19 protein-coding genes are annotated in these 21142 nt (G+C 71.6%); 8 read left to right on the top strand and 11 right to left on the bottom strand.

Features of this window, described 5'->3' with window-relative positions:
• Positions 1 to 176: 176 nt before the first annotated feature.
• Complete coding sequence (locus ABH928_RS32225; RefSeq protein WP_370072287.1) at positions 177 to 2198, bottom strand: AAA family ATPase; 2022 nt, start codon at positions 2196 to 2198, stop codon at positions 177 to 179.
• Positions 2199 to 2755: 557 nt separating this feature from the next.
• Positions 2756 to 3337: a uridine kinase gene (locus ABH928_RS32230; RefSeq protein WP_370072219.1), complete on the bottom strand. Its 582-nt coding sequence runs from the start codon at positions 3335 to 3337 to the stop codon at positions 2756 to 2758.
• Positions 3338 to 3613: 276 nt separating this feature from the next.
• Here ABH928_RS32230 and ABH928_RS32235 point away from each other — a divergent pair, with 276 nt between their 5' ends.
• Positions 3614 to 4774, top strand: a complete 1161-nt coding sequence (locus ABH928_RS32235; RefSeq protein ID WP_370072220.1) for an acyl-CoA dehydrogenase family protein — start codon at positions 3614 to 3616, stop codon at positions 4772 to 4774.
• Between the two features lie 138 nt (positions 4775 to 4912).
• Here ABH928_RS32235 and ABH928_RS32240 read toward each other — a convergent pair whose 3' ends face one another.
• Positions 4913 to 5137, bottom strand: a complete 225-nt coding sequence (locus ABH928_RS32240; protein WP_370072221.1) for a hypothetical protein — start codon at positions 5135 to 5137, stop codon at positions 4913 to 4915.
• Positions 5138 to 5175: 38 nt separating this feature from the next.
• Here ABH928_RS32240 and ABH928_RS32245 point away from each other — a divergent pair, with 38 nt between their 5' ends.
• Positions 5176 to 5778, top strand: coding sequence for a PadR family transcriptional regulator (locus ABH928_RS32245; protein ID WP_370072222.1), 603 nt, complete (start codon positions 5176 to 5178; stop codon positions 5776 to 5778).
• Here ABH928_RS32245 and ABH928_RS32250 read toward each other — a convergent pair.
• Positions 5744 to 6145: a nuclear transport factor 2 family protein gene (locus ABH928_RS32250; protein ID WP_370072288.1), complete on the bottom strand. Its 402-nt coding sequence runs from the start codon at positions 6143 to 6145 to the stop codon at positions 5744 to 5746. The two genes, ABH928_RS32245 and ABH928_RS32250, sit on opposite strands and share 35 nt — an antisense overlap.
• 182 nt (positions 6146 to 6327) lie before the next feature.
• Between ABH928_RS32250 and ABH928_RS32255 the strand changes: the two genes are divergently transcribed.
• Together ABH928_RS32255 and ABH928_RS32260 are read left to right on the top strand one after the other, a co-directional pair.
• Complete coding sequence (locus ABH928_RS32255) at positions 6328 to 7467, top strand: hypothetical protein (RefSeq protein WP_370072223.1); 1140 nt, start codon at positions 6328 to 6330, stop codon at positions 7465 to 7467.
• Positions 7468 to 7498: 31 nt separating this feature from the next.
• Positions 7499 to 8626, top strand: a complete 1128-nt coding sequence (locus tag ABH928_RS32260) for a phosphotransferase family protein (RefSeq protein WP_370072224.1) — start codon at positions 7499 to 7501, stop codon at positions 8624 to 8626.
• On the opposite strand, the gene ABH928_RS32265 is transcribed toward ABH928_RS32260, so the two are convergent.
• Complete coding sequence (locus tag ABH928_RS32265) at positions 8614 to 9027, bottom strand: hypothetical protein (protein ID WP_370072225.1); 414 nt, start codon at positions 9025 to 9027, stop codon at positions 8614 to 8616. The two genes, ABH928_RS32260 and ABH928_RS32265, sit on opposite strands and share 13 nt — an antisense overlap.
• A 152-nt stretch (positions 9028 to 9179) precedes the next feature.
• Here ABH928_RS32265 and ABH928_RS32270 point away from each other — a divergent pair, with 152 nt between their 5' ends.
• From ABH928_RS32270 to ABH928_RS32285, 4 genes are all read left to right on the top strand, one after another.
• Complete coding sequence (locus ABH928_RS32270) at positions 9180 to 9623, top strand: Lrp/AsnC family transcriptional regulator (RefSeq protein WP_370072226.1); 444 nt, start codon at positions 9180 to 9182, stop codon at positions 9621 to 9623.
• Positions 9624 to 9700: 77 nt separating this feature from the next.
• Positions 9701 to 11356 carry an amidohydrolase gene (locus tag ABH928_RS32275; RefSeq protein ID WP_370072227.1) on the top strand — a complete coding sequence of 552 codons (1656 nt, stop codon included), beginning with the start codon at positions 9701 to 9703 and terminating at the stop codon, positions 11354 to 11356.
• Between the two features lie 584 nt (positions 11357 to 11940).
• The gene (lnt, locus tag ABH928_RS32280; RefSeq protein ID WP_370072228.1) at positions 11941 to 13524 is read left to right on the top strand and encodes an apolipoprotein N-acyltransferase; all 1584 of its coding nucleotides are present in this window, start codon (positions 11941 to 11943) and stop codon (positions 13522 to 13524) included.
• A gap of 171 nt (positions 13525 to 13695) precedes the next feature.
• Positions 13696 to 14214, top strand: a complete 519-nt coding sequence (locus ABH928_RS32285; RefSeq protein WP_370072229.1) for an FxsA family protein — start codon at positions 13696 to 13698, stop codon at positions 14212 to 14214.
• Between the two features lie 99 nt (positions 14215 to 14313).
• Here the strand turns inward: ABH928_RS32285 and ABH928_RS32290 are convergent, their stop codons facing one another.
• From ABH928_RS32290 to ABH928_RS32315, 6 genes are all read right to left on the bottom strand, one after another.
• The gene (locus ABH928_RS32290) at positions 14314 to 14688 is read right to left on the bottom strand and encodes an RNA polymerase-binding protein RbpA (protein ID WP_196194063.1); all 375 of its coding nucleotides are present in this window, start codon (positions 14686 to 14688) and stop codon (positions 14314 to 14316) included.
• Positions 14689 to 14973: 285 nt separating this feature from the next.
• Entirely contained in the window at positions 14974 to 16263 is a 1290-nt protein-coding gene (locus ABH928_RS32295; protein ID WP_370072289.1) for an MFS transporter, read from the bottom strand.
• 77 nt (positions 16264 to 16340) lie between these two features.
• Positions 16341 to 17144, bottom strand: a complete 804-nt coding sequence (locus tag ABH928_RS32300; RefSeq protein ID WP_370072230.1) for a glycerophosphodiester phosphodiesterase — start codon at positions 17142 to 17144, stop codon at positions 16341 to 16343.
• A gap of 272 nt (positions 17145 to 17416) precedes the next feature.
• On the bottom strand, positions 17417 to 17617 hold the full coding sequence (locus ABH928_RS32305) for a DNA-binding protein (RefSeq protein WP_370072231.1): 201 nt from the start codon (positions 17615 to 17617) through the stop codon (positions 17417 to 17419).
• Between the two features lie 121 nt (positions 17618 to 17738).
• Positions 17739 to 19292, bottom strand: coding sequence for an amino acid permease (locus ABH928_RS32310; RefSeq protein WP_370072232.1), 1554 nt, complete (start codon positions 19290 to 19292; stop codon positions 17739 to 17741).
• Between the two features lie 192 nt (positions 19293 to 19484).
• A complete protein-coding gene (locus ABH928_RS32315; RefSeq protein WP_370072233.1) occupies positions 19485 to 21137 on the bottom strand; it encodes a hypothetical protein in 1653 nt (550 codons plus the stop codon).
• Positions 21138 to 21142 lie beyond the last annotated feature (5 nt).

The raw sequence follows: 21142 nt of genomic DNA on the forward strand, positions 1-21142 counted from the left end.
CCACCACGTTCCCGCCCCCCCCCACCCCGGGGGCCGTGTCCCCCCCCCCCGGGGTCGCCCTACCCCCCCCCCGGGCCCCCGGGGGCCCCCCCCCCCCCGCGGGGGGGGGGGGGCGGGCCCACCCCCCCCCCCCCCCCGCGCCCCTGGTGGTTGCGACGACCTGCGGGAGCGGACCGTCAGCGTCCGTCTATCAGTTCGCCGTAGGCCTGGAGTACGTCCGGCAGCCGCAACGCGGCCAAGTCCTGGCGGGTGGGTGGGTCTGCGAGGACGGAGAGGCGCAAGTCCCGGTACGCGCAGGACTTCTCGTAGAGCGTGCGCATGAAGCGTCCGTTGCCGAGGTCGTCGATCCAGCCTTCGCGGACGACGTGGCCGCAGATGGAACGGAGTTCCTCCAGCGCCTCGTCGTCCCAGAAGTCGCCGTCGCCCGCCGCCAGCGACTCGCCGATCGCGGAGAGCTCGCCCGGGCGGTAACTCGGGAAGTCGACCCGGGAGGTGAACCGCGAGCTGAGCCCGGGATTCGCCGCCAGCAGGCGGTTCATACCCTCCGGGTAGCCCGCGAGGATCACCACCAACCGGTCGCGGTTGTCCTCGGCGCGCTTCAGCAGGACCTGGAGCGCCTCGTCCCCGTACGCATCGCCCTTGGAGTAGCCGGAGTTGGCCAGGCTGTAGGCCTCGTCGATGAAGAGCACGCCGTCCAGCGCCGAGTCGATCAGCTCGTTCGCCTTGACGGCCGTCTGGCCCAGGAACTCGCCGACCAGGTCGGCCCGTTGGGCCTCGACCAGGTGGTCGCCGCTGAGCAGGCCGAGGGCGTAGAAGACCCGGCCGAGGATCCGGGCCACCGTGGTCTTGCCCGTGCCTGACGGACCGGAGAAGACGAAGTGCCGCTTCGGCGGCTGCACCGGAAGGCCCTGGCCGGCGCGGAGCCGGGCCATCCGCAACTGCGCCGAGAGCGCCAGCACTTGGCGCTTGACCGGTTCCATGCCGACCATCTGGTCCAGCTCGGCGAGCGCGGCGTCCAGTCGCTCCTGGTTCGGCTGGACGGTCGTGCCCGGAGGGAGCGGCGGCACCGCGGCGGCGTCGGCGCGGTGGCGTGCGCCCAGCGCTGTGGCCCCCGGTGTCCGGGGTCCGGTGTCGTCGCCCTCCTCGGGTTCGTCGTCCTCGTCGGTGCCCGCAACACCGGCACCTTCCGCACCCTCCGCGTCGAAGTACGCGGAGCCGGCGGAGGCGTTCGCGCCGTCCTCCGCCTCCCCGCCCACCACGTCCTCGTCCTCGTCCGCGAGCGGGAAGCCGGGCAGCGGGTCGTAGTAGGCCGGGTCGAAGCCGCCGTCGAGCGAGGAGTCCAGCGGGACGTCCAGCGAGGCGTCCAGCGGGTCGAACGGCGACGCCGACGGCGTCTCGGGCGGTGTGCCTGCGAAGCCGGCGCCGCCGCTGGCGCGGCGCGGGCGGTGGAGGCCGGGCTCGGGCGGGGACTCCAGCAACGACGGGTCGACACCGTCCTCCGCGGTGATCGCGGCAAGGCGGGCGGTGGTGTCCATGAAGCCCGGGTCGACGCGGTGCACCGCACGGTAGAGCGAGAGCGCCGCCGCGCTGCGGCCGACGCCCTCGTAGGCGCGGGCGAGCCAGTAGCGCAGCTCCTTGCGCTGCGGCTGCTCGGAGCGGCAGCGGGCCAGGGAGGTGGCCAGCGGCAGTTCGGCCTGGCCGGACATGTCCAGCCGCACCCGGGCCATCCCGGCGAAGAGGCCCGCCTCGATGCCGAGCAGCGGATCGTCCAGCAGGCCGTCGGTGTCGCGGATCAACTGCTCCCAGTCCTTGGTCAGGTAGGAGCGGCAGGCGTGCAGGAAGCGGACCGCGTGGTCCAGCCCTGGGGGTGGGCAGTCGGCCAAGGCCTGGTCCAGCTCGGGCAGATGACGGCCGTCCAGCCAGTGCGACGCGTGTGCGAGGGCCAGGTCGCGCTCGTCCTCCAGCAGCGGCTGCACCCACCAGCCCAGCCAGTACCAGGAACTGAGTGGGCGTCGGTGTCTGCCCCGCTGCTCGCCGAAGCGGTGCCGGTTCCGGTACATGGCGAGCAACGCGGCTGAGGTGTCCGAACGCAGGGCGTGCAGGCCCAGCCAGGCGTCGGCCATGCCCGGGTCAAGGCGGACGGCGGCGCGGAACTCCTCCTCGGCGCGGGTGTACGCGCCGGCGGCGTAGGCGTCCATCGCCCGCAGCCAGGCGCGGTCGGCCAGGCTCCGGGAACGCCTGTCGCCGTTGTCCTCTGTCCCCACCGCTCTGCCCCCTGCTGTGCCGCGACCCGCCGCCCAGCAACTGGGCTGACCCGGGAGGCCTGCAGACGCCGCACTTTGACGGTCCGTGAGCGCGCGGGGCCGAGGCACCGCGCTCATGGGGGCATCGTACCGGCCCGGTGCTGATCCGGAAGAGTGCCTTGCGGCCGTATCGGCTGGTGGGAACACGGACAATAGGCGGACACAAGCGGCACCCGAGATTCCGGTGGTCACCGACGGTCACTCGGCTGACGAAGAACGGATCGGGCCAAAAGGGCGGATCCGTAGGAAAAGAACGAGCTGCCGGCCACGGGGGAACGGCCAGCAGCTCGTGTCTCTGGAGCGCGATCACGCTCTGTCGCGCTGATGAGAACGTAGTTGCTGCCAGGCCCGCAGGTCAAGGCCGACCCCGTCGCAGGGTCCTTGTGCAACTCCCTTTGCGGGGTGGCAATTCATTGGCTGTGAGACAGCGTACCGGGCGCACGCAGTCGTGATTACCGTGCGTTGCCGAGCGGCTCCCCGGTCGCCCCGTCCACGAGAAAATTGGCGAAAGGTCTGGTGGGATCGTGCCGAAAGTGTGTCGACTGCCCCACGAACCAGTGCGACCAGAAGTCGGCCTGATCCGGTCCGTCCCGGTCTTCGCCGCGCGCACGAGCGGTCGTCGCGTCGAGCTCCATCCAGACCAGCGCGGCCAGCTGCGGCCGCACCGCGCGTCGCCCGGCGCCGACCCCCTCCAGCAGCAGAAACGGAGGAGCGGCGGCCAGTTCGCGGGTGGTGGCGAAGCGGTGCAGCGTCCAGTCGTAGACGCGGTGCCGCACTGGTCGTCCGGCGGCGAGCGGCTCCAGCACCTCGCTGCGCAGACGGTCGGTCCAGCCGAAGAACTGCTCGTGCGTCGCAAGGTCGTCCAGATGTACGACCGGCGCGCCCTCGGGACGAGGGGAGAGTGCGGCGGAGAGGCGTGCGGCGAAGGTCGTCTTCCCCGAACCGGCGAAGCCGTCGACGGCGATCAGGCGGGTCGGCCCGCAGGAAGGGGGGAGCGCCGCCAGCCGTGAGGCGAGTGAGTCCAAGGTGAGCATGATGCTGCGAGCGTATCCAGGCTGCGCCATCCGTCCGGGCCCGTGCGGCCACTCTTGGGCCGGGAAGCGTAGCGGAAGACAGGGGAGGGCAGGTCAGGGCCGATCCGGCTCCCTGGTGCCGGATCGGCTCCGCATGGTGCGAGGGGCTCCGGATGGGGCATACTTCCACCGCCGTATGTTAGCGAGCGTTCACTGCGATCCGGAGGACGGCTCGTGTCCGTGTCGGACGCCCCCACCCAGGGGTGCCCCGCCCAGAGACCAGGAGGCCGCGCCGCCATGACCACGCCTGCGACCAAGCCCGTCGACCGCCAGCTCCCCACGGAGGAGGCGCGCGAGCTGCTGGCCCTCACCCGGGACCTCGCCCTGAACGAGGTCGCCCCGACGGCTGCGGAGGAGGAGGCGGCCGGGATCTTCCCACGCGAGACCTTCCGCACCCTCGGCCGGTCCGGCCTGCTCGGCCTGCCCTACGACGAGCAGTACGGCGGCGGCGCCCAGCCCTACGAGGTCTACCTCCAGGTGATCGAGGAGCTGGCCGCCGCCCGGCTCACCGTCGGTCTCGGGCTCAGCGTGCACACCCTCTCTTGCCACGCGCTCGCCACCTTCGGCAGCGACGCCCAGCGTGACCAGTGGCTGCCCGACATGATCGGCGGCGAACTGCTCGGCGCATACTGCCTGTCCGAGCCGCAGTCCGGCTCCGACGCGGCGGCGCTGCGCACTCGCGCGGTCCGCGACGGCGACGACTACGTCGTCAACGGCACCAAGGCCTGGATCACCCACGGCGGCATCGCCGACTTCTACAGCACGATGGTGCGCACCAGCGACGACGGCTCGCACGGCATCAGCGTCCTGCTGGTCCCCGGCGACACCCCCGGCGTCTCGGGTGCGGCGCCGGAGCGGAAGATGGGCATGAAGGGCTCGCCCACCGCCCAGGTCCTCTTCGACGACGCCCGCGTCTCCGCCGACCGGCTGATAGGGAGCGAGGGCCAGGGCTTCGGCATCGCGCTCTCCGCGCTGGACTCCGGCCGCCTCGGCATCGCCGCCGCCGCGATCGGCGTGGCCCAGGCCGCGCTCGACTACGCCGTCGGATACGCGAAGGAGCGCGAGCAGTTCGGCCGCGCCATCGCGGACTTCCAGGGGCTCTCGTTCATGCTCGCCGACATGGCCACCGCGGTCGAGGCCGGTCGCGCCCTCTACCTCGCCGCCGCCCGCCGCCGCGACGCCGGCCTCAGCTTCGGCCGCGAGGCCGCGATGGCGAAGCTCTTCTGCACGGACGCGGCGATGCGCGTCACGACGGACGCGGTCCAGGTCCTCGGCGGCTACGGCTACACCCAGGACCACCCGGTCGAGCGCTACATGCGCGAGGCCAAGGTGCTCCAGATCGTCGAGGGCACCAACCAGATCCAGCGCCTGGTCATCGGCCGCGCCTTGACCCGCTGACGCGGTCGCCTGCCGGCATGCGGCACCGGGACGCGGCACAGGGACGTCGGAACGGAGGGGACTCCGCCCGGCGTCTCCGCCCGACTTGGCCGGACCCGTGGCCCCGCCGCCAGTCGTGGGTGGCGGGGCCGTCGTGCGTCAGCCGCCGAAGAGCGTGCCGCCAGTGATGGCGATGACCGTCGGCAGGAAGATCAGCGCCGCGGATACGAAGAGGAGGGCCAGGGGGGTTCCGATCGGCACGACGGGCTCCTTGTCGGCGGGAGAGGGTCCTGCGATCAGTCGAGCGGCGGCCGGACCGGTCGGCAACTGCCGGTAGGCCGTCCAGCCCACAACCCGACGGGTGGCGGCGCCCGCATCGTCCATCTGTCCGAGTGACTACGGCCCCCCGATACGCTCGGGTTATGGCTCTGCGCAACGCGATCATGTCCGCGCTGCTCGACGGCGAGGCCTCGGGCTACGACCTGGCCAAGGCCTTCGACGCCTCGGTGGCGAACTTCTGGATGGCCACGCCGCAGCAGCTCTACCGCGAGCTGGACCGGATGGAGGCCGAGGGGCTGGTCCAGGCGCGGGTCGTCGAGCAGCGGGGGCGGCCGAACAAGCGGCTCTTCTCGCTCACCGGCGACGGTCGTGCCGCGCTGCGCGCCTTCACGGCCGAAGCCCCGAGGCCGTCCGCGATCCGGGACGAGCTGCTGGTCAAGGTGCACGCCGTCGACGCGGGTGACGCGGACGCGGTGCGCGCGGCGCTGCGCGAGCGTGCGGCCTGGGCCGAGGCCAAGATCGCCCGCTACGAGCGCCTGCAGGCGCGGCTGCTGGACGGCCGGTTCGAGGAGGAGTACCTGGCCGCCGCCGACCCCGTCGGTCCCTACCTCACGCTGATGCGCGGCCTGATGTTCGAGCGGGAGAACCTGCGGTGGTGCGAGCAGGCGCTCGCCGTCCTGGAGCGGCGCGCCGCCCCGGCGGACGTGGCGTTCACTCCGCCGGCGAGCCCAGAGCCTCGGCCGTGATCCGCTCGAACTGGGCCCCCATCGCCGCCGCGAGCGCCTGTGCTCCGGAGAGCGGGCGCACCATCACCGTGAACTCGTCGATCAGGCCGTCCTCGTCGAAGTGCAGGAAGTCGCAGCCGTGCACCTCGCGGCCGTCGACGGTGGCCTTGAAGACGAAGGCGCGGTCCCGGTCGTCGGCGCCGCCGATCTCGCGGACATAGCGGAAGTCCTCGAAGACCCGGCCCGCCCCGCGCAGGATCGCCGCCGTGATGGCCTTGCCCGGGTAGGGCTTGAACACGACCGGACTGGTGAAGACGACGTCCTCGGCCAGCAGCGCCTCAAGGGCCTTGTGGTCACCGGCCTCGACCGCAGCGCGGAAAGGGTGCACGGGGTGCTCCATGGTCACCACTCCCTAGTCAATTAGTTGAGTATCAACACCGAGACTAGTGACGCCGGTGGGTGCTGTCGAGGGCCGACTGCGGACGTGCCGATGGCTGCGTCGATCCGGGTATGGCCTCCTCGACCTGACCTGACGTACCGTCAGACAACTTTCCTGTCGAGGAGGCCAGCGTGACGTTCCGTCCTGTCCCTCTGGACGAGTACCCCGTGCACCAGGTGCCGCTGTCCATGCGGCACGTCGCCACCGGCGACCGCAACGCCTACGACCGCTGCATCTTCCACGTCTTCGACCACAACGGCCGTGCCCTCCTCATCGCCGGGCTCGGGGTCTACCCCAACACCGGCGTGATCGACGCGTACGCGACGCTCAAGGTCGGCGACACGCTGCACGCCGTCCGCGCGTCGGACGCGCTCGGCGAGGACCGGATGAAGCTCCAGGTCGGCCCGGTGCGGATCGAGGTGGTGGAACCGCTCCGCACGCTGCGCCTGGTCTGCGAGGGGGACGGCACGCCCGACGGTCTGGCCCTCGACCTCACCTGGCAGGCCGAGTTCCCCGCCGTGTGGGAGCCGCACCATGTGGGCCGCACCGGCGACCGGCTCACCCTCGAAGGGCGGCGCTTCGTCCAGGCGGGCGGCGCGACCGGCGTGATCCGCGCCGGGGGAGTGGAGTACCGGGTCACGCCCGAGCAGTGGACCGGCACCCGGGACCGCAGTTGGGGCGTGCGGCCGATTCCCGGCGAACAGCCCGGCCGCGCCGCCGAGGAGCACCGGCCCGAGGGCTTCCACTGGGTCTGGTGCCCGATCCGCTTCCGCGACCGCTTCGTCATGGTGATCCTCCAGGAGGACGCCGACGGCTACCGCACCCTCAACGAGGCGTTGCTCGTCCACGCCGACGGGGGCGCGCGCGACGGGACGCGGAAGGACGAGCAACTCGGCTGGCCGCACGTCGACATCCGCTACCGGTCCGGCACCCGGGTGCCCGAGGGCGCGGTGCTGCACCTCACCGACTCGGCGCGCAAACCGGTCGAGATCCACGCCGAACTCCTGGGCGGTTCCCCGCTCGCCGTCGGCGCCGGATACCCGCCCGCAGCCGACTGGCAGCACGGCACCTGGCAGGGACGCGGCTGGGTGGACCGGCGCAGCTACGACCTCACCGACCCGAACGACCTCGCCCTCGCGTCGTACGGCGTCACCGACCATGCGGCCCGGTTCACCCTCAACGGGGAGACCGGCCACGGCATCTTCGAACACGGCAGCTTCGGCCGCCACGACCCCAGTGGATTCGCCGACTTCTCCGCCGTCGCGCCCTGATTCGTCTGTCCACGAGAGGAGCAGCCGCGCCATGGCCACCCCCAGCACCCCGCGTCCGCGCACCAGCACCCGCGACCCCGAGCAGCTCCGTGTCCGGCTCGCCGCCTGGATCGACGGCCGGCTGCCCGGAGCCGCCGTCACCGACCTGACGGTCCCTCAGTCCAACGGCATGTCCAGCGAGACCGTTCTCTTCGACCTGCGGCACGCCGACGGCAGCGTCCAGCCCTGCGTGCTGCGACTCGCCCCCGATCCCGCCGATCCCGCCGGTTTCACCGTATTCCCCAGCTATGACATGGAGCGGCAGTACCGCTGCATGGCACTGGTCGCCGCGCACACCAAGGCGCCCGTGCCACGGCTGCTGCGGCTGGAGACAGACCCTGAACCACTGGGCGCCGCAGCGATTCTGATGGAGCGTGTGGACGGCCGTGTCCCACCCGACGTCATGCCCTACACCTACAGCGGCAACTGGCTGCACGAGGCGACCGACGCCGAACGCGGAGAGCTGGAGCGGTCCAGTGTGGCCCTCCTCGCCGAACTGCACACGGTGCCTGTGGCGGACGCGGCCTTCCTGCAGCCGGATCGGGAGGACGGACGCAGCGCTCTCCGTAGGCATGTCGACGCCCAACGCGCCTACTACGCCTGGGTGGTGGACGGACGCCCGGCCTCGCCGCTGATCGAGCGCGCCTTCGCCCGGCTGGAGGAGCTCTGGCCGGCCGACGAGGGTGAAACGGTGCTGAGCTGGGGCGACGCGCGCATCGGCAACGTGATCTACCAGGGCTTCACCCCGGCCGCGGCGCTGGACTGGGAGATGGCCGACCTGGGTCCGCGCGAACTGGACCTCGGGTGGTTCGTCTTCCTGCACCGCTTCTTCCAGGACCTGACCGTCGCTTTCGGCCAGCCGGGGCTGCCCGACTTCCTGGACCGCGACCGGGTCACGGCCCAGTATGCCGAGGCCAGCGGCCACATGCCGACCGACCTGGAGTTCTACACGCTCTACGCGGCGCTGCGCCACGCGGTGGTGATGCTCAGGATCGGCCACCGGCAGATCCACTTCGGCGAAGCCCAGTCACTGGAAGCTCAGCCGCCCGAAGACCCGGACCGCCTGATCCTGCACCGCGACACGCTCGCGGCCATGATCGAGGGCCGCTACTGGTCCTGACGCCGTATCGGGGTCGACCCCTGGCCGCCCACGTGCGAGAACGGCTGCCGACGCCAGTCGAGCTCCGCGGGCAGGGTGAGGAACTCGGCGAGCGAGGGCTCGGGGTCGAACTCCGGGTCCTCGTCGGCGTCGTAGTCCGCGGCGTCCTGGAGTCCGCGGCCCGAGCCCTGGCAGAGCGCGGCGGAGAAGGGGTGCCACGGGTTGCTCACGACGGCGTGCTGCGGGAAGCGCTCCTCGTTGTCCAGCACGGCGATCGGGCGGTGGCAGTCAGGGCAGAGGAACCGGGTGATCTCCCAGGTCTCCGCCTCGCCCGGGTCCATGCCGGGCATTCTTTCGGAGTCGACGCGCTCGCCGAGCTCGACAGGCTCGACGGCAGCAGGAAGCTGTTCGGCAACAGTCATCTGAACTCCCCCTGGAGCAGGCACGCGTACCTCGGTGGTCGCGACCATAGCGAGCAATTCCCGCGCGCGGCATCCGATAATCCTGGGCGTGCCAGCGTGGTTGTCGTGCGACTGTGGCCTTGCTCACATCCCGCGTCGGATAAGTTGTCCGGGTGGAGGAACTCGACCGACAAATCGTGCAGCTGCTGGTCGCCGACGGGCGCATGAGCTACACAGACCTGGGCAAGGCCACGGGCCTGTCCACCTCGGCGGTGCACCAGCGGGTGCGCCGTCTCGAACAACGCGGCGTGATCCGCGGCTACGCAGCGATCGTCGACCCTGACGCCGTCAACCTGCCGCTCACCGCGTTCATCTCGGTGAAGCCGTTCGACCCGAGCGCACCCGACGACACCCCGGAGCGGCTGGCGGGCATCGACGAGATCGAGGCGTGCCACAGCGTGGCGGGCGACGAGAACTACATCCTCAAGGTCCGGGTGACCGCGCCGGGGGATCTGGAGGACCTCCTCGCGCGCATCCGCTCCGCGGCGGGCGTCTCGACCCGCACGACGGTCGTGCTGAGCACGCCCTACGAGGCGAGGCCACCGCGGCTCAGATGAGGTAGTCGCACGATGTGGGGGCATGGTCCCGTGCCCCTCGGTAGGTGCATGCCTGCCGCTTGCATAACCTTGACCGCATGACCGCCGCCGCACCCCTCACCGCCCTTGCCGAGACCGCCCCGCGCAGCGTCCTGCTGCGCGGTGGGGACGTCTACAGCCCGGCCGACCCCTTCGCCACCGCCGTACTCCTGCAGGACGGCACCGTGGCGTGGGTCGGCGAGGAGGGCGCGGCCGAGAGCTACGCCCGGGACGCGGAGTTGGTCGTCGACCTCCAGGGCGCGCTCGTCACCCCGGCGTTCGTCGACGCGCACGTGCACGCGACGTCCACCGGCCTCGCGCTGACCGGGCTGGACCTGACCGACTGCCCGACCCTCGCCGAAGCGCTGGGCCGGATCCGTACCTTCGTCGCGTCGCGGGACGCGCGCGGCGGCGTGCTGCTCGGCCACGGCTGGGACGAGACGCGGTGGCCCGAGCGTCGCGCGCCGTCCCTCGCCGAGCTGGACGAGGCCGCCGGTGGCGCCGCGATCTACCTCTCCCGCACCGACGTCCACTCCGCCCTCGCCTCGACCGCCCTCCGTGCGCTCGTTGGGCCGGAGTTGGCCGCGCTGCCCGGACATGCGCCCGACGCGCCGCTGAGCCGCGACGCGCACCACGCCGTGCGCCGCGCCGCGCTCGCGCATCTGACGCCCGCTCAGCGGGACGCGGCCCAGCGGGCGACCCTCGCGCACGCGGTCACGCTCGGCATCGGCTCCCTGCACGAGTGCGCGGGCCCGGACATCTCCTCCGAGGCTGACCTCGCCGCGCTGCTGGCGCTTGCCATGGGGTCGCCCGAAGGTCAGGCGTCCGGCCCTGAGGTCTTCGGCTACTGGGGCGAGCTCGGCGCGGTCGACACGGCCCGACGGCTCGGCGCGGTCGGGGCGGGCGGGGACCTGTTCGTCGACGGCGCGCTCGGCTCGCACACCGCCTGCCTGCACGACCACTACACCGACGCCGCCCACACCGGCGCGTCCTACCTCTCGGCCGCGCAGATCGCCGACCACGTGGCCGCCTGCACCGAGGCGGGCCTCCAGGCGGGCTTCCACGCCATCGGCGACGCCGCGCTGAGCGCGCTGGTCGAGGGCGTCCGCACCGTGGCCGAGAAGCTCGGGCTGGACCGGGTCCGCTCGATGCGCCACCGTGTCGAGCACGCCGAGCTGTTGACGCCCGCCCAGCTCGCCGCCTTCGCCGAGCTGGGGCTGACCGCGTCCGTCCAGCCTGCCTTCGACGCCGCGTGGGGCGGCGAGGAGGGCATGTACGTCGAGCGGCTCGGCGCGGAGCGGGCGCGGACGATGAACCCGTTCGCGGCGATGCTGCGCGCCGGAATCCCGCTGGCCTTCGGTTCGGACGCCCCGGTCACCCCGCTGGACCCCTGGGGCACGGTCCGAGCCGCCGCGTTCCACCGGACGCCCGAGCACCGGATCTCCGTGCGAGGCGCGTTCACCGCGCACACCCGAGGCGGCTGGCGTGCCCTCGGACGCGACGACGCCGGGGTGCTGATCCCGGGCGCGCCGGCGTCGCTGGCGGTCTGGGAGCCGGGCGAGCTGGTCGTCCAGGCGCCGGACCAGCGGGTCGCCAACTGGTCCACCGACCCGCGCAGCGGCGTCCCCGGCCTGCCCGACCTGACGCCGGGCCGGGAGCTCCCGCGCTGCCTGGCCACGCTCGTCGGCGGACGCGCCGTCCACCTGGCGGGGTAGCGCTCAGGCACCCGTCCGGCGCAGCCCATCATCCTCGCGAGTGGCCCTCCGCGCTCGGATACCGCCGAACGATGGGTTGCCCACGGGTCGCTCACAGCGCGGACACACGCGGCTGACCTGCGGCGACGCGCCGTCGGTGCAGGTAGGACGGCGGTTGACAGGCCGCCCCGGCGGGCGAGTAGGTTCGTCGTCGTCCACCCCACCTCACCACCCACGCCAAACCCGGGATCGCCGCTGGCAGGCAGCCAGGTCCAGCGTTGCCGGACCGGGGAGCGTGGGCGGCACAGGGTCCGCGGGCCCAACGCCGACGGGTGCGACACGGGCTCGGCCCGGACGCTCAGTAGACAACGGCTTTTGGTCGACCCGCAGCCAGCGGATCCCGAGTCGGCCCGAAGAGCGTCCGGGCCGAGCCCGTGTCCGGGTGCTCCCCGCCCCTCGCTCCCGGGCCGATCCGGGGCGCTGCGGCGGTCCTGTCCGCTCCTGTCCTCACCTGCGCTTACCGCGAGGATGTACCGTCTTCCCACTGCCCTGGATCTGCCCTGGATCCTTGTGATCACCCGATCGGCTGCGGATAGGCGGCGAGCGTGCCCTTGACTCTGGAAACCGACGACCGCGTGGAGGCCCAGCCCCCCGCGCGTCCGTCGCGCCTCGCGCGCATCCGCGCCGGGTTGCCGCGCACGGGGCTCTCCGCGCTCTGCGGTGCGCTGCTCGCCCTCTCCTTCCCCTCGGTCGGGATCTGGCCGCTCTCGATCGTCGCCGTCACCGGGCTGGCGCTGCTGACCTATCGGCGCACGCTCAAGCAGGCCGCGTGGACCGGCATCGTCTTCGGCGCCGTCTTCATGTTCTGGCTGCTGATCTGGATCGACGTCATCGGCTACGACGCGTGGGTGCTGCTGGCGCTCGCCGAGGCCGTCTTCGTGATGCTGATGGCGATGGGTCAGGCGGCCGTCTCCCGGTTGCCCGCCTGGCCGTTGTGGACGGCCTGCCTGTGGGTCACCCAGGAGTGGGCCCGCGACCGGGTCCCGCTGGGCGGGCTCCCGTGGGGCCGTCTCGCCTTCGCGAACACCTCGTCACCCTTCACCCCGCTGGCCGCGCTCGGCGGTGCGCCGCTGGTCACCTTCGCCGTCGCGCTGAGCGGCGCGCTGCTGGCCGCCGCGATTCTGGCGCTGCGGGCACGCGGACGCCGCGCGGGCGTGGCCTGCGCTGCGGGGGCGGTCGCGCTCGGTGTCGTCGGGTACGCGGTCCCGCTGCCGACGGGCGGCGACACCGCCGGCGGACCGGCCTCGGCGGAGATCGCGCTCATCCAGGGCAACGTCCCGCACGCGGGCATGGACTTCCTCGGCCGCCCGATGCAGGTGCTCGGCGACCACGTCGCCGCCACCCAGGCGCTGATGGCCAAGGTCGGCGCGGGCAAGATGCCGCAGCCGCAGCTGGTGATCTGGCCGGAGAACTCCTCCGACGTCGACCCGTACACCACGCCGGAGGCGTACCAGCTGATCGACGGTGTGGTGAAGCAGGCCGGCGTCCCCGTCCTGGTCGGCGCGCTGGTGGACGGCCCCGACGCGCAGCACGTGATGAACGAGGGCATCGTCTGGGACCCGAAGACGGGCCCCGGCGCGCACTACACCAAGCAGCACCTGGTGCCGTTCGGCGAGTACGTGCCGTTCCGGTCGTTCCTGAGCAAGTACATCACCGAACTGCAGCGGATCGCCGTCGACTTCTCCCCGGGCGACACGACGGGCGTCCTCCAGGTCGGCCCGGCCAAGGTCGGCGACGTGATCTGCTTCGAGGTCGCCTACGACGGCATCGTCCGCGACGCGGTCACCAAGGGCGGACGCGTCATCGTCGTCCAGACCAACAACGCGACGTACGAGCACACGGACCAGCCGGCCCAGCAGTTCGCGATGTCGCGCCTGCGCGCGGTCGAGCACGGCCGCAGCGTCGTCATCGCGGCGACCAGCGGGATCAGCGCGGTCATCGCCCCGAACGGCTCGGTGATCGAACGCTCGCAGCTGGCGACCCAGGCCGAGCTCGAAGCGAACGTCCCTCTCCGGGACGGGCTCACCCTCGCGGACCGGGTGGGCGCGACGCCGGAGTGGGCGCTGGCCCTGCTGGGGCTCGCAGCCTGCGGCTTCGCGGTGTGGCAGCGCAAGCGGCAGAAGACCTGAGGATCGGGCAGCGGGGACGTCGCACTACCTGGGGGCGCGAGGAACTGCGCGACAAGCCACTCAGGGCAGACGAGGTGCTGCAACGTCCCCCTTGCCCAACGTCCGGAACACTGGATTGACCTCGTGCGTTTTCGCTAGGAACCCCTCGTTCGACGAAAGGTCCCGGGCACTGTGCGCGGCTCACGCATCAAGCGGTTCCTCCCTCTGCTCGTCGCGGCCTACGCGCTGCTGGAGCTGTGGATCATCGTGGAGCTCGCCGGACTGATCGGCTGGCTCGCCGTGCTCGCGCTGCTGATCGGCGGGTTCGTGCTGGGCGGGTGGGTGATCAAGCGGGCCGGGTTGCGCGCCCTGCGCGCGACCACCAGCGGCCGGATGCCCGAGGGCGAGGCCCGGACCGCGGTGACCATCGCCGGAGGCGTCCTGCTGATGGTGCCGGGCTTCCTCTCCGACGTGATCGGCCTGCTCTGCCAGGTACCGCCGGTGGCCAAGGCGCTGCAGCGGATCCCGATGGCGCTGCTGCGGCGCGGACCGCTGGGGGACGCCGTCCGGGTCCAGGAGCAGATGCGGATCCACCAGCCGGACGGCAAGGTCGTCCAGGGCGAGGTGATCCACGACGACGCGCCCCAGGAGGGCTCGTACGACTACGGCCGCCGCGACGACGACGGCCCGCAAGGCCAGATCCGCCGCTGACCGGCACAGGTCACATGTCACAGGGCGAAGAAAACGACGAGGCCCGGCACCCCCGAAGGGGAGCCGGGCCTCGTCGTCAGGTCCGTGCTGCCGTTGCGGCTAAGCCGACTTGCGCGCGTCGCGCGGGTGCACCGCGAGGTTCATGCCGCCGGAGCGAAGAACCGCCAGCCGCTCGGCGAGTACCTCCTCCAGCTCCTCACGCGTACGCCGTTCCATCAGCATGTCCCAATGCGTACGGGCCGGCTTCGTCTTCTTCTCCTCCGGCTCCTCGCCGTCGATCAGCAGCGCCTCGCTGCCGCAGAACCGGCATTCCCACACGTGGGGGATCTCGGCTTCCACCGAGAACGGCACCTCGAAGCGGTGTCCGTTCTGGCATGCGTACTCGACGGTCTGGCGGGGTGCCAGATCGATACCGCGGTCGGTCTCGTAGCTGGTCGCCCCGAGTCGCGTGCCGCGGAGAGCTCGCTCACTCATGAATCGTGCCTCCCGGGCTCCTGGCCCACAGGACTGGATGTCGCTGTCTTCGTCGGTCCGTACAACGCGCGGCAATCGTCGAAGATTCCCGCGGTAAGCGCGCAAAACGCGCGACCCTTCGTCGCACACCCCGCACCGCACCTGTTTGTACCCATCGGCGTCCGATTTGTCACATCTGCGGGCGGATATCACCCTCTGTTGGCCCGCAGTTCCCATCCGTCACGAATCCGCAAGGACATCCGCGCCGAGTTCGGGTGGGATCCGGGTGGCAGTCGTCACACATCCTCACGAAATTGACGGCACCGGATTGCCGACGGCCTCGATCGCCCGACGTACCGGAACGCGCAGCAACAGCAGGAAACCGATCGCGAAGAAGACCAGCAGTGAGATGATGGCGATCCGATAGCTTCCGGTCAGCTGGTAGGCGAGACCGAAGACCAGCGGGCCCATCCAGCTGGTGCCGCGGTCGCTGATCTTGTAGAGGCTGAAGTACTCCGCCTCGTGCCCGGCGGGGATCAGGTGCGAGAAGAGCGAGCGCGACAGCGCCTGGCTGCCGCCCAGGACCAGCCCGATGGCCGCCGCCAGGGCGTAGAACCAGACCGCCTTGTGCGCTGGCATCACGTAGCCGAAGGCCAGCGTCACCACCCAGGCGACCAGTGAGCCGAGGATGGTCTTCTTCGCCCCGTACCGCTGCGCGATCCGCCCGAGCAGCAGTGCGCCGCCGATGGCCACGATCTGGACCAGAAGCACGCCCGCGATCAGTGTGGTCTGGCTCATGCCCAGCTCCTGGCTGCCGTAGAGGGAGGCCTGGGAGATGACCGTCTGGATGCCGTCGTTGTAGCAGAGGAAGGCGATCAGGAAGAGCAGCGTCAGTGGGTACCGCCGCATCGAGCGCAGGGTCCCGACCAGCTCGCGCAGGGTGCCCCCGCCGTGCTCGTCGGCCGGGCGCGCCACGGGGGCCGTGGCCGGACGCTGCGGCAGGCGCAGCATCGGGAACAGGGTGAAGGTCGCCCACCACGCGCCTGCCGAGGCCAGGCAGAGCCGGACCGCCGTGCCGGAGGAGAGGCCGAGCGCGCCGTGGCCGAGGAAGAGGCCGAGGTTGACGATCAGCAGCAGCCCGCCGCCCCCGTAGCCGAACGCCCACCCCTTGGACGAGACCGCGTCGCGGTCGTCGGGCGCGGCCAGGCCGGGCAGGAAGGAGTTGGCCAGCGCGGCCGAGACGGCGTAGCAGATGTTGGCCACGACCAGCAGGCCGCCGCCGAGGAGGTAGTGCGACCCGCCGAGGAAGAACATCCCGAGCGTCGCGGCGGCGCCCACATAGGCGAAGGTGCCGAGCAGCGACTTGTGCCGCCCGGTCCGGTCGGCCGCGGCGCCGGCCAGCAGCATAACGGCGACGGAGATCAGCACCGAGAACGAGACGGTGTAGGGAAAGAACGACCCCGCCTTCACGGGGATGTCGAAGGGGTGCACGTCGCCGTGGGAGTCGGCGGCCTTCTTCGCAATGTCGGTGAGGTACGGCCCGAGGAAGACGGTCAGTACGGTGGCCGAGAAGGCCGCGTTGGCCCAGTCGTTCATGTACCAGCCGAACTGGGTGCGTTTCAGGGCGGCGGGGTCGGCTGTCGCCGGCGATGTGGCGGCAGTGGGAGAAGAGATCAAAACCAGGCTCCGCGCTCGATCAGGACATCGCGAAGGACATCGATGTGATCCGCCATGATGCCATCCACGCCCAGTTCGAGAAGATCACGAATGCGTGACGGTTCGTCCACCGTCCAGACGTGCACCTGGAGGCCGAGCCGGTGCGCGGTCGTCACGAACGCCCGGTCCACCAGGCGGAGTCGGGTGCCCGGCACCGTCTCCGGCACCTGGACGCAGACCGCCTGCCGCCGGACGGCACGGGCGATCGGCGCGTGCCCGCCGGTGAGCGAGCGCAGCCGCAGCGCCGCGACGCCGCGGGGACCGGCGGAGGTGGCCAGGCGCGGCCCGGCGGCCTCCCGCAGTGCGCGCAGCCGTGCGTCGGAGAAGGAGCCGACGCAGACCCGGTCCCAGGCGTTGGTGCGGCGTATGACGTCGACCAGCGGGCGGATCGCGCCCGCGGCCTTGACGTCGATGTTGAAGCGGACGCCCGGGAAGGCGTCGAGCAGCTCGGCCAGCGTCGGGATGGGCTCCCGCCCGCCGATCCGGGCGGCGGAGACGGTGCGCCACGGCAGTTGGGCGACCGCTCCGGTGCCGTCGGTGACCCGCTCCAGCCGCTCGTCGTGAAAGGCGATCAGGACGTTGTCGGACGTGACGTGGACGTCGGTCTCCAGATAGCGGTACCCGAGTCTGACCGCCCGTTCGAACGCGGCCAGCGAGTTCTCCGGCCCGCCCAGGCTCCCGCCCCGGTGGGCGAAGGCCAGCGGACCGGGGTGGTCGAGGTAGGGATGGCGGACGATTCGGCTGGTCAGGCTGCGGGTCACGCGGAGAAGTATGCCCTGTGGCGCCCGGGGCGCTGGAGAGTGCGATGCGGATTTCCGGTGCGGTGCGGTGGAATTCGGCGACGTGGTCAGTGGTCGCGTGCTCGGTTCGACCGTCCGACCGGCGCCGGCCTCGCAATTTCCGCAGGTCTGCGGAAAAGCGGTGGTCGTGCTCGGCGCGGGCGTGGGGGAGGAATTCGCAGAATCGGGCGAGCGGCAGAGCGTCGAAGGGCCCGTTGTCACCGGCAGGAGCTATTTCTGCATGCTCCGGACCGTCATCGCCCGGTGTCGGCCCGCAGCGCCAGGCCCTTCCCGGCCAGGGCAAGGCGGAGCAGGCGCAGGGCCTTTGGCCCGACGCCCGGCAGGTGGTGCAGGGACGCCTCGGGAACGCCGTCCAGATCCTCGAGGCAGCGGTAGCCGGCCTGGTTGAGCGCCTCGCGGGCCGGGGCGGCGAGGCCGGTGGGGAGCGGGGTCATGCGGATCCTTCCGGCGAGAGCGGGGCGTCACGGGGATGTGCCCCGGTGCGGTGGGTACCCGCTCCCGCCGGTCAGATGACGTGCCATCAGGTAAATGTCAGTCAGATCACCTGCGGTCAGGTCACGTGCTGCCGAGTTCGCGCTCGACGGCCGCGAGTTCCTCCGCCGTGCCCTGGACCTTGGGCCCGACGAACCACTTCCGTGCCGACAGCAGCCACCAGCCGCCCGCGAAGCCCAGCACGACCAGCACCGCGATCGGCGCGTAGTTGAAGCTGTTCCTGGTGACCGGGCTGGCGGTCGGCAGCATGAACAGCACCGTGATGATCACGACCCAGACCACCGCGACCGTCCCCACCGGGCGGCTCCAGCGCCCGAGTTGCCACGGACCCGGCCGGAACGCCGAGCCCAGCCGCAGTCGCAGGAAAGTGGGGATGACGTAGGCGATGTAGAGCCCGATGACGGAGATCGACGTCACCGCCGTGTACGCGGTGGTGTTCCACAACGCCGGCAGGCCCAGCACGAACGCGCCGCCCGCGGCCAGCCAGACGCCGTTGGTGGGCGTCCTGGTGCGCGGGTTGATCCGGTGCCACAGGGCCGAGCCCGGCAGCGCGCCGTCGCGCGAGAAGGCGTAGATCATACGGGAGTTGGCGGTGACCGAGCTCATCCCGCAGAAGAGCTGCGCGCCGATGGCGATGAGCAGCAGCAGCTTTCCGCCGGTCGAGCCGACCGCGTCGATGAAGATCTGCGCCGGCGCGACGTGCGTGGCGGTGTTCATCTCCCCGTTGTAGTCCTGGATGGCGAAGGTGATGCCGATCAGCAGCACCCAGCCCGCCACCAGCGACACCAGGATCGAGATGATGATCCCGCGCGGCCCGGTGCGGGCGGCGTCGCGGGTCTCCTCGGTCATGTGCGCGGAGGCGTCGTACCCGGTGAAGGTGTACTGGGCCAGCAGCAGACCCAGCGCGGCGACGTAGAGCGAGCTGCCCCAGCCGGTGGTGTTGACGAAGTGTCCGAAGACGAAGCTCGCCGGCTCGTGCTTGGACGGCACGATGCCGAGGACCGCGACGATCACCACCACGCCCAGCACGTGCCACCAGACGCTGACGTTGTTGAGCAGCGCGACCAGCCGGACGCCGAAGGTGTTGAGCGCGCCGTGGAGCAGCAGCACCAGACCGAAGATGAGCACGGTGTGGCCCTGCGTGGCCGAGAACCAACCCTGCAGGTCCATTAGGGCGTTGATGAACTGCGCCGCGCCGAAGTCGATCCCGGCGGTCACCGCCACCTGGCCGAGGAAGTTGAACCAGCCGGTGAACCAGGAGAACACCGGTCCGCTGCGCGGCGAGAGCTTGGCCGCCCAGTAGTAGAGGCCGCCCGCCGTCGGATAACTGGAGCAGACCTCGGCCATGGCCAGGCCGACCAGAAGCGTCATCAGGCCGACGACGGGCCAGCCCCAGACGATGACGGCTGGACCACCGGTGCCCATGCCCGTTCCGTAGAGCGTGAGGCAGCCGGACAGAATGGAGATGATGGTGAAGGAGACCGCGAAATTGGAGAAGCCCGACATTGTGCGGGCCAACTCCTGTGCGTAGCCGAGCTCGTGGAGGCGTTGCTCGTCACTGGTCGATCCCGGAGCGGTTGCGTCCGGGGCGAGGGCTGAGGGCTCTGGGGACGACATGCGCACCTCTGGTGTGTGGGTGCGGACCGCTCAATGGTATGAAGGCAGTCCATTGGCGCACCATTGAGCACCGGTTCCGGTGGCGCCGTCAAGGGGGTGACAAGAATGCGGACGCGACGACGCCCCCTGCTCGTGGGCGCGGGGGGCGTGGCGTCGGGAGAGGCTGACGCTCCAAGCATCAGCGGCGAAGCGTCAGAAGAAGCGCGGCGCCTCGGTCGGGAGCGGGGGCAGGGTCGGCATCGGCGGGAGGTCCGGAGGCAGCCCGACCGGGGGCAGGTCGGCGGGGGAGACACCCTTGGTCAGGTCCTTGGAGAGGTCCTTGCTCAGCAGGTCCGCACCGAGGTTCAGCTCCGTCGTCGTCTCGGTGCGGGTGTCCGCGTGCGGGAGCAGGGCGATGACCGCGTCACGCTGGTCGGTCGGCGCGTCCTCGTCCAACGGGTCCGGCGTGGCCGGGACCTGGAGCCGGACCGGTGCGGCGTTGCCGAGGCGGGCGTAGCCGCGTCCGGGCGGGGTGTGGCTGGACGGGGTGATGTCCAGCGGCGCACCCAGCGCCTCCAGCGCCGTCTCCGGGCCGACCGGTCCGAGCACGACCCGGGCCCGGCACGCGGTCCTGACGCCGGCGCGGATGCGTTCCAGCGCCTCCAGCCGGTCGACGACCACCACCGTCACGTGCGCGGTGCGGCCGTGACGCAGCGGCACCTCCAGCAGCTCCTGCGGGTCGGTGCGACCCTCCGCGTGGGCCAGCTCGGTCAGCTCCGAGGGGTGGTCCAGCAGTAGCCAGAGCGGACGCAGGGTGTCCGCGGGCGGGACGCCGCCGGAGCGCTTGGCCAGGTTGTGGGCGTCGAGACGGCGCTGCGTCTCGTTGGCCGCCCACTCCAGCGCGGCCAACGCGCCGTGCAGGCTGGTCTCCACCGTGTGCACGCCCGGACGGCCCACAAGGCAGGCGTGTTCGCCGGTGCCCGCGCCGTCGATGACGGCGATGTCGCCGTACTGCAGCGCCTGGAGTGCGAGCGAGCGCAGCAGGGTCGAGGTGCCGTAGCCGTGCGCGCCCAGGGCCAGCAGATGCGGCTCGGCCGAGCGCGGACCGGTGCGCCACAGCACCGGCGGCTGGTGCGCCTGACCGCCGGCCTGGCGGACCGGGATCATGCGGTTGGTGCTGGTGGTGTCGGTGAAGCCGAGCACCAGTTCGCCCGCGGCGGTGACGAAGGTCTGTGCGGCGATGTCGCCCGGCAGCGGCGGCAGCGCGCTGACCTGGAGGCGGTTGACCTCCTGGTCCCAGGTGAAGCGGTACTCGCGGCTGCGGCCGACCTTGCCGTGGATCACCTGCTCGATCCGGGCCCGCGAGTGGGGCTCGGTGTCGGTGAAGTAGGCGGGGTAGCGCAGGTCCAGCGAGGTCAGTCGCCCCTCCTCGTCGAACTCCCAGCCGGTGAACGCGTCCTTGAAGTCGCCGCCGTGCGCGTAGAGCGGGCTCGGGTCCGACTCGTGGACCAGATACGGCGTCAGCGCGGTGTAGACGGCGGCGAGTTTGAGCTGGCTGGTGTCGGGCGCGGGCGGTGCGGGCTCGGTGCGCGAACGTCCCGCCCAGGCCGCGCTGCCCATCAGGGCGAGCAGGGCCAGCAACGGGCCGTAGGGCAGCAGGGCCACGGCGGCGACGACGGCCACCACCAGGAAGAGCGCGGGTCCGCGCTTGTCCTTGGGTGTATTCGCCCACCAGTTCTTCGTCCACTGTGCGTGGGCGCGCAGGCCACGGCCGATGGTGATCAGCGGGCCGAACATGTCGGCCGCGTGGTCACTCGCGGTACGTGCCAGGTCGCGCCCTCGGGTCAGGTGCTCGGTGAAGGTCATCGATG

Source organism: Streptacidiphilus sp. MAP5-3 (genome assembly GCF_041262505.1).
In the GTDB taxonomy this organism is placed as follows: domain Bacteria; phylum Actinomycetota; class Actinomycetes; order Streptomycetales; family Streptomycetaceae; genus Streptacidiphilus.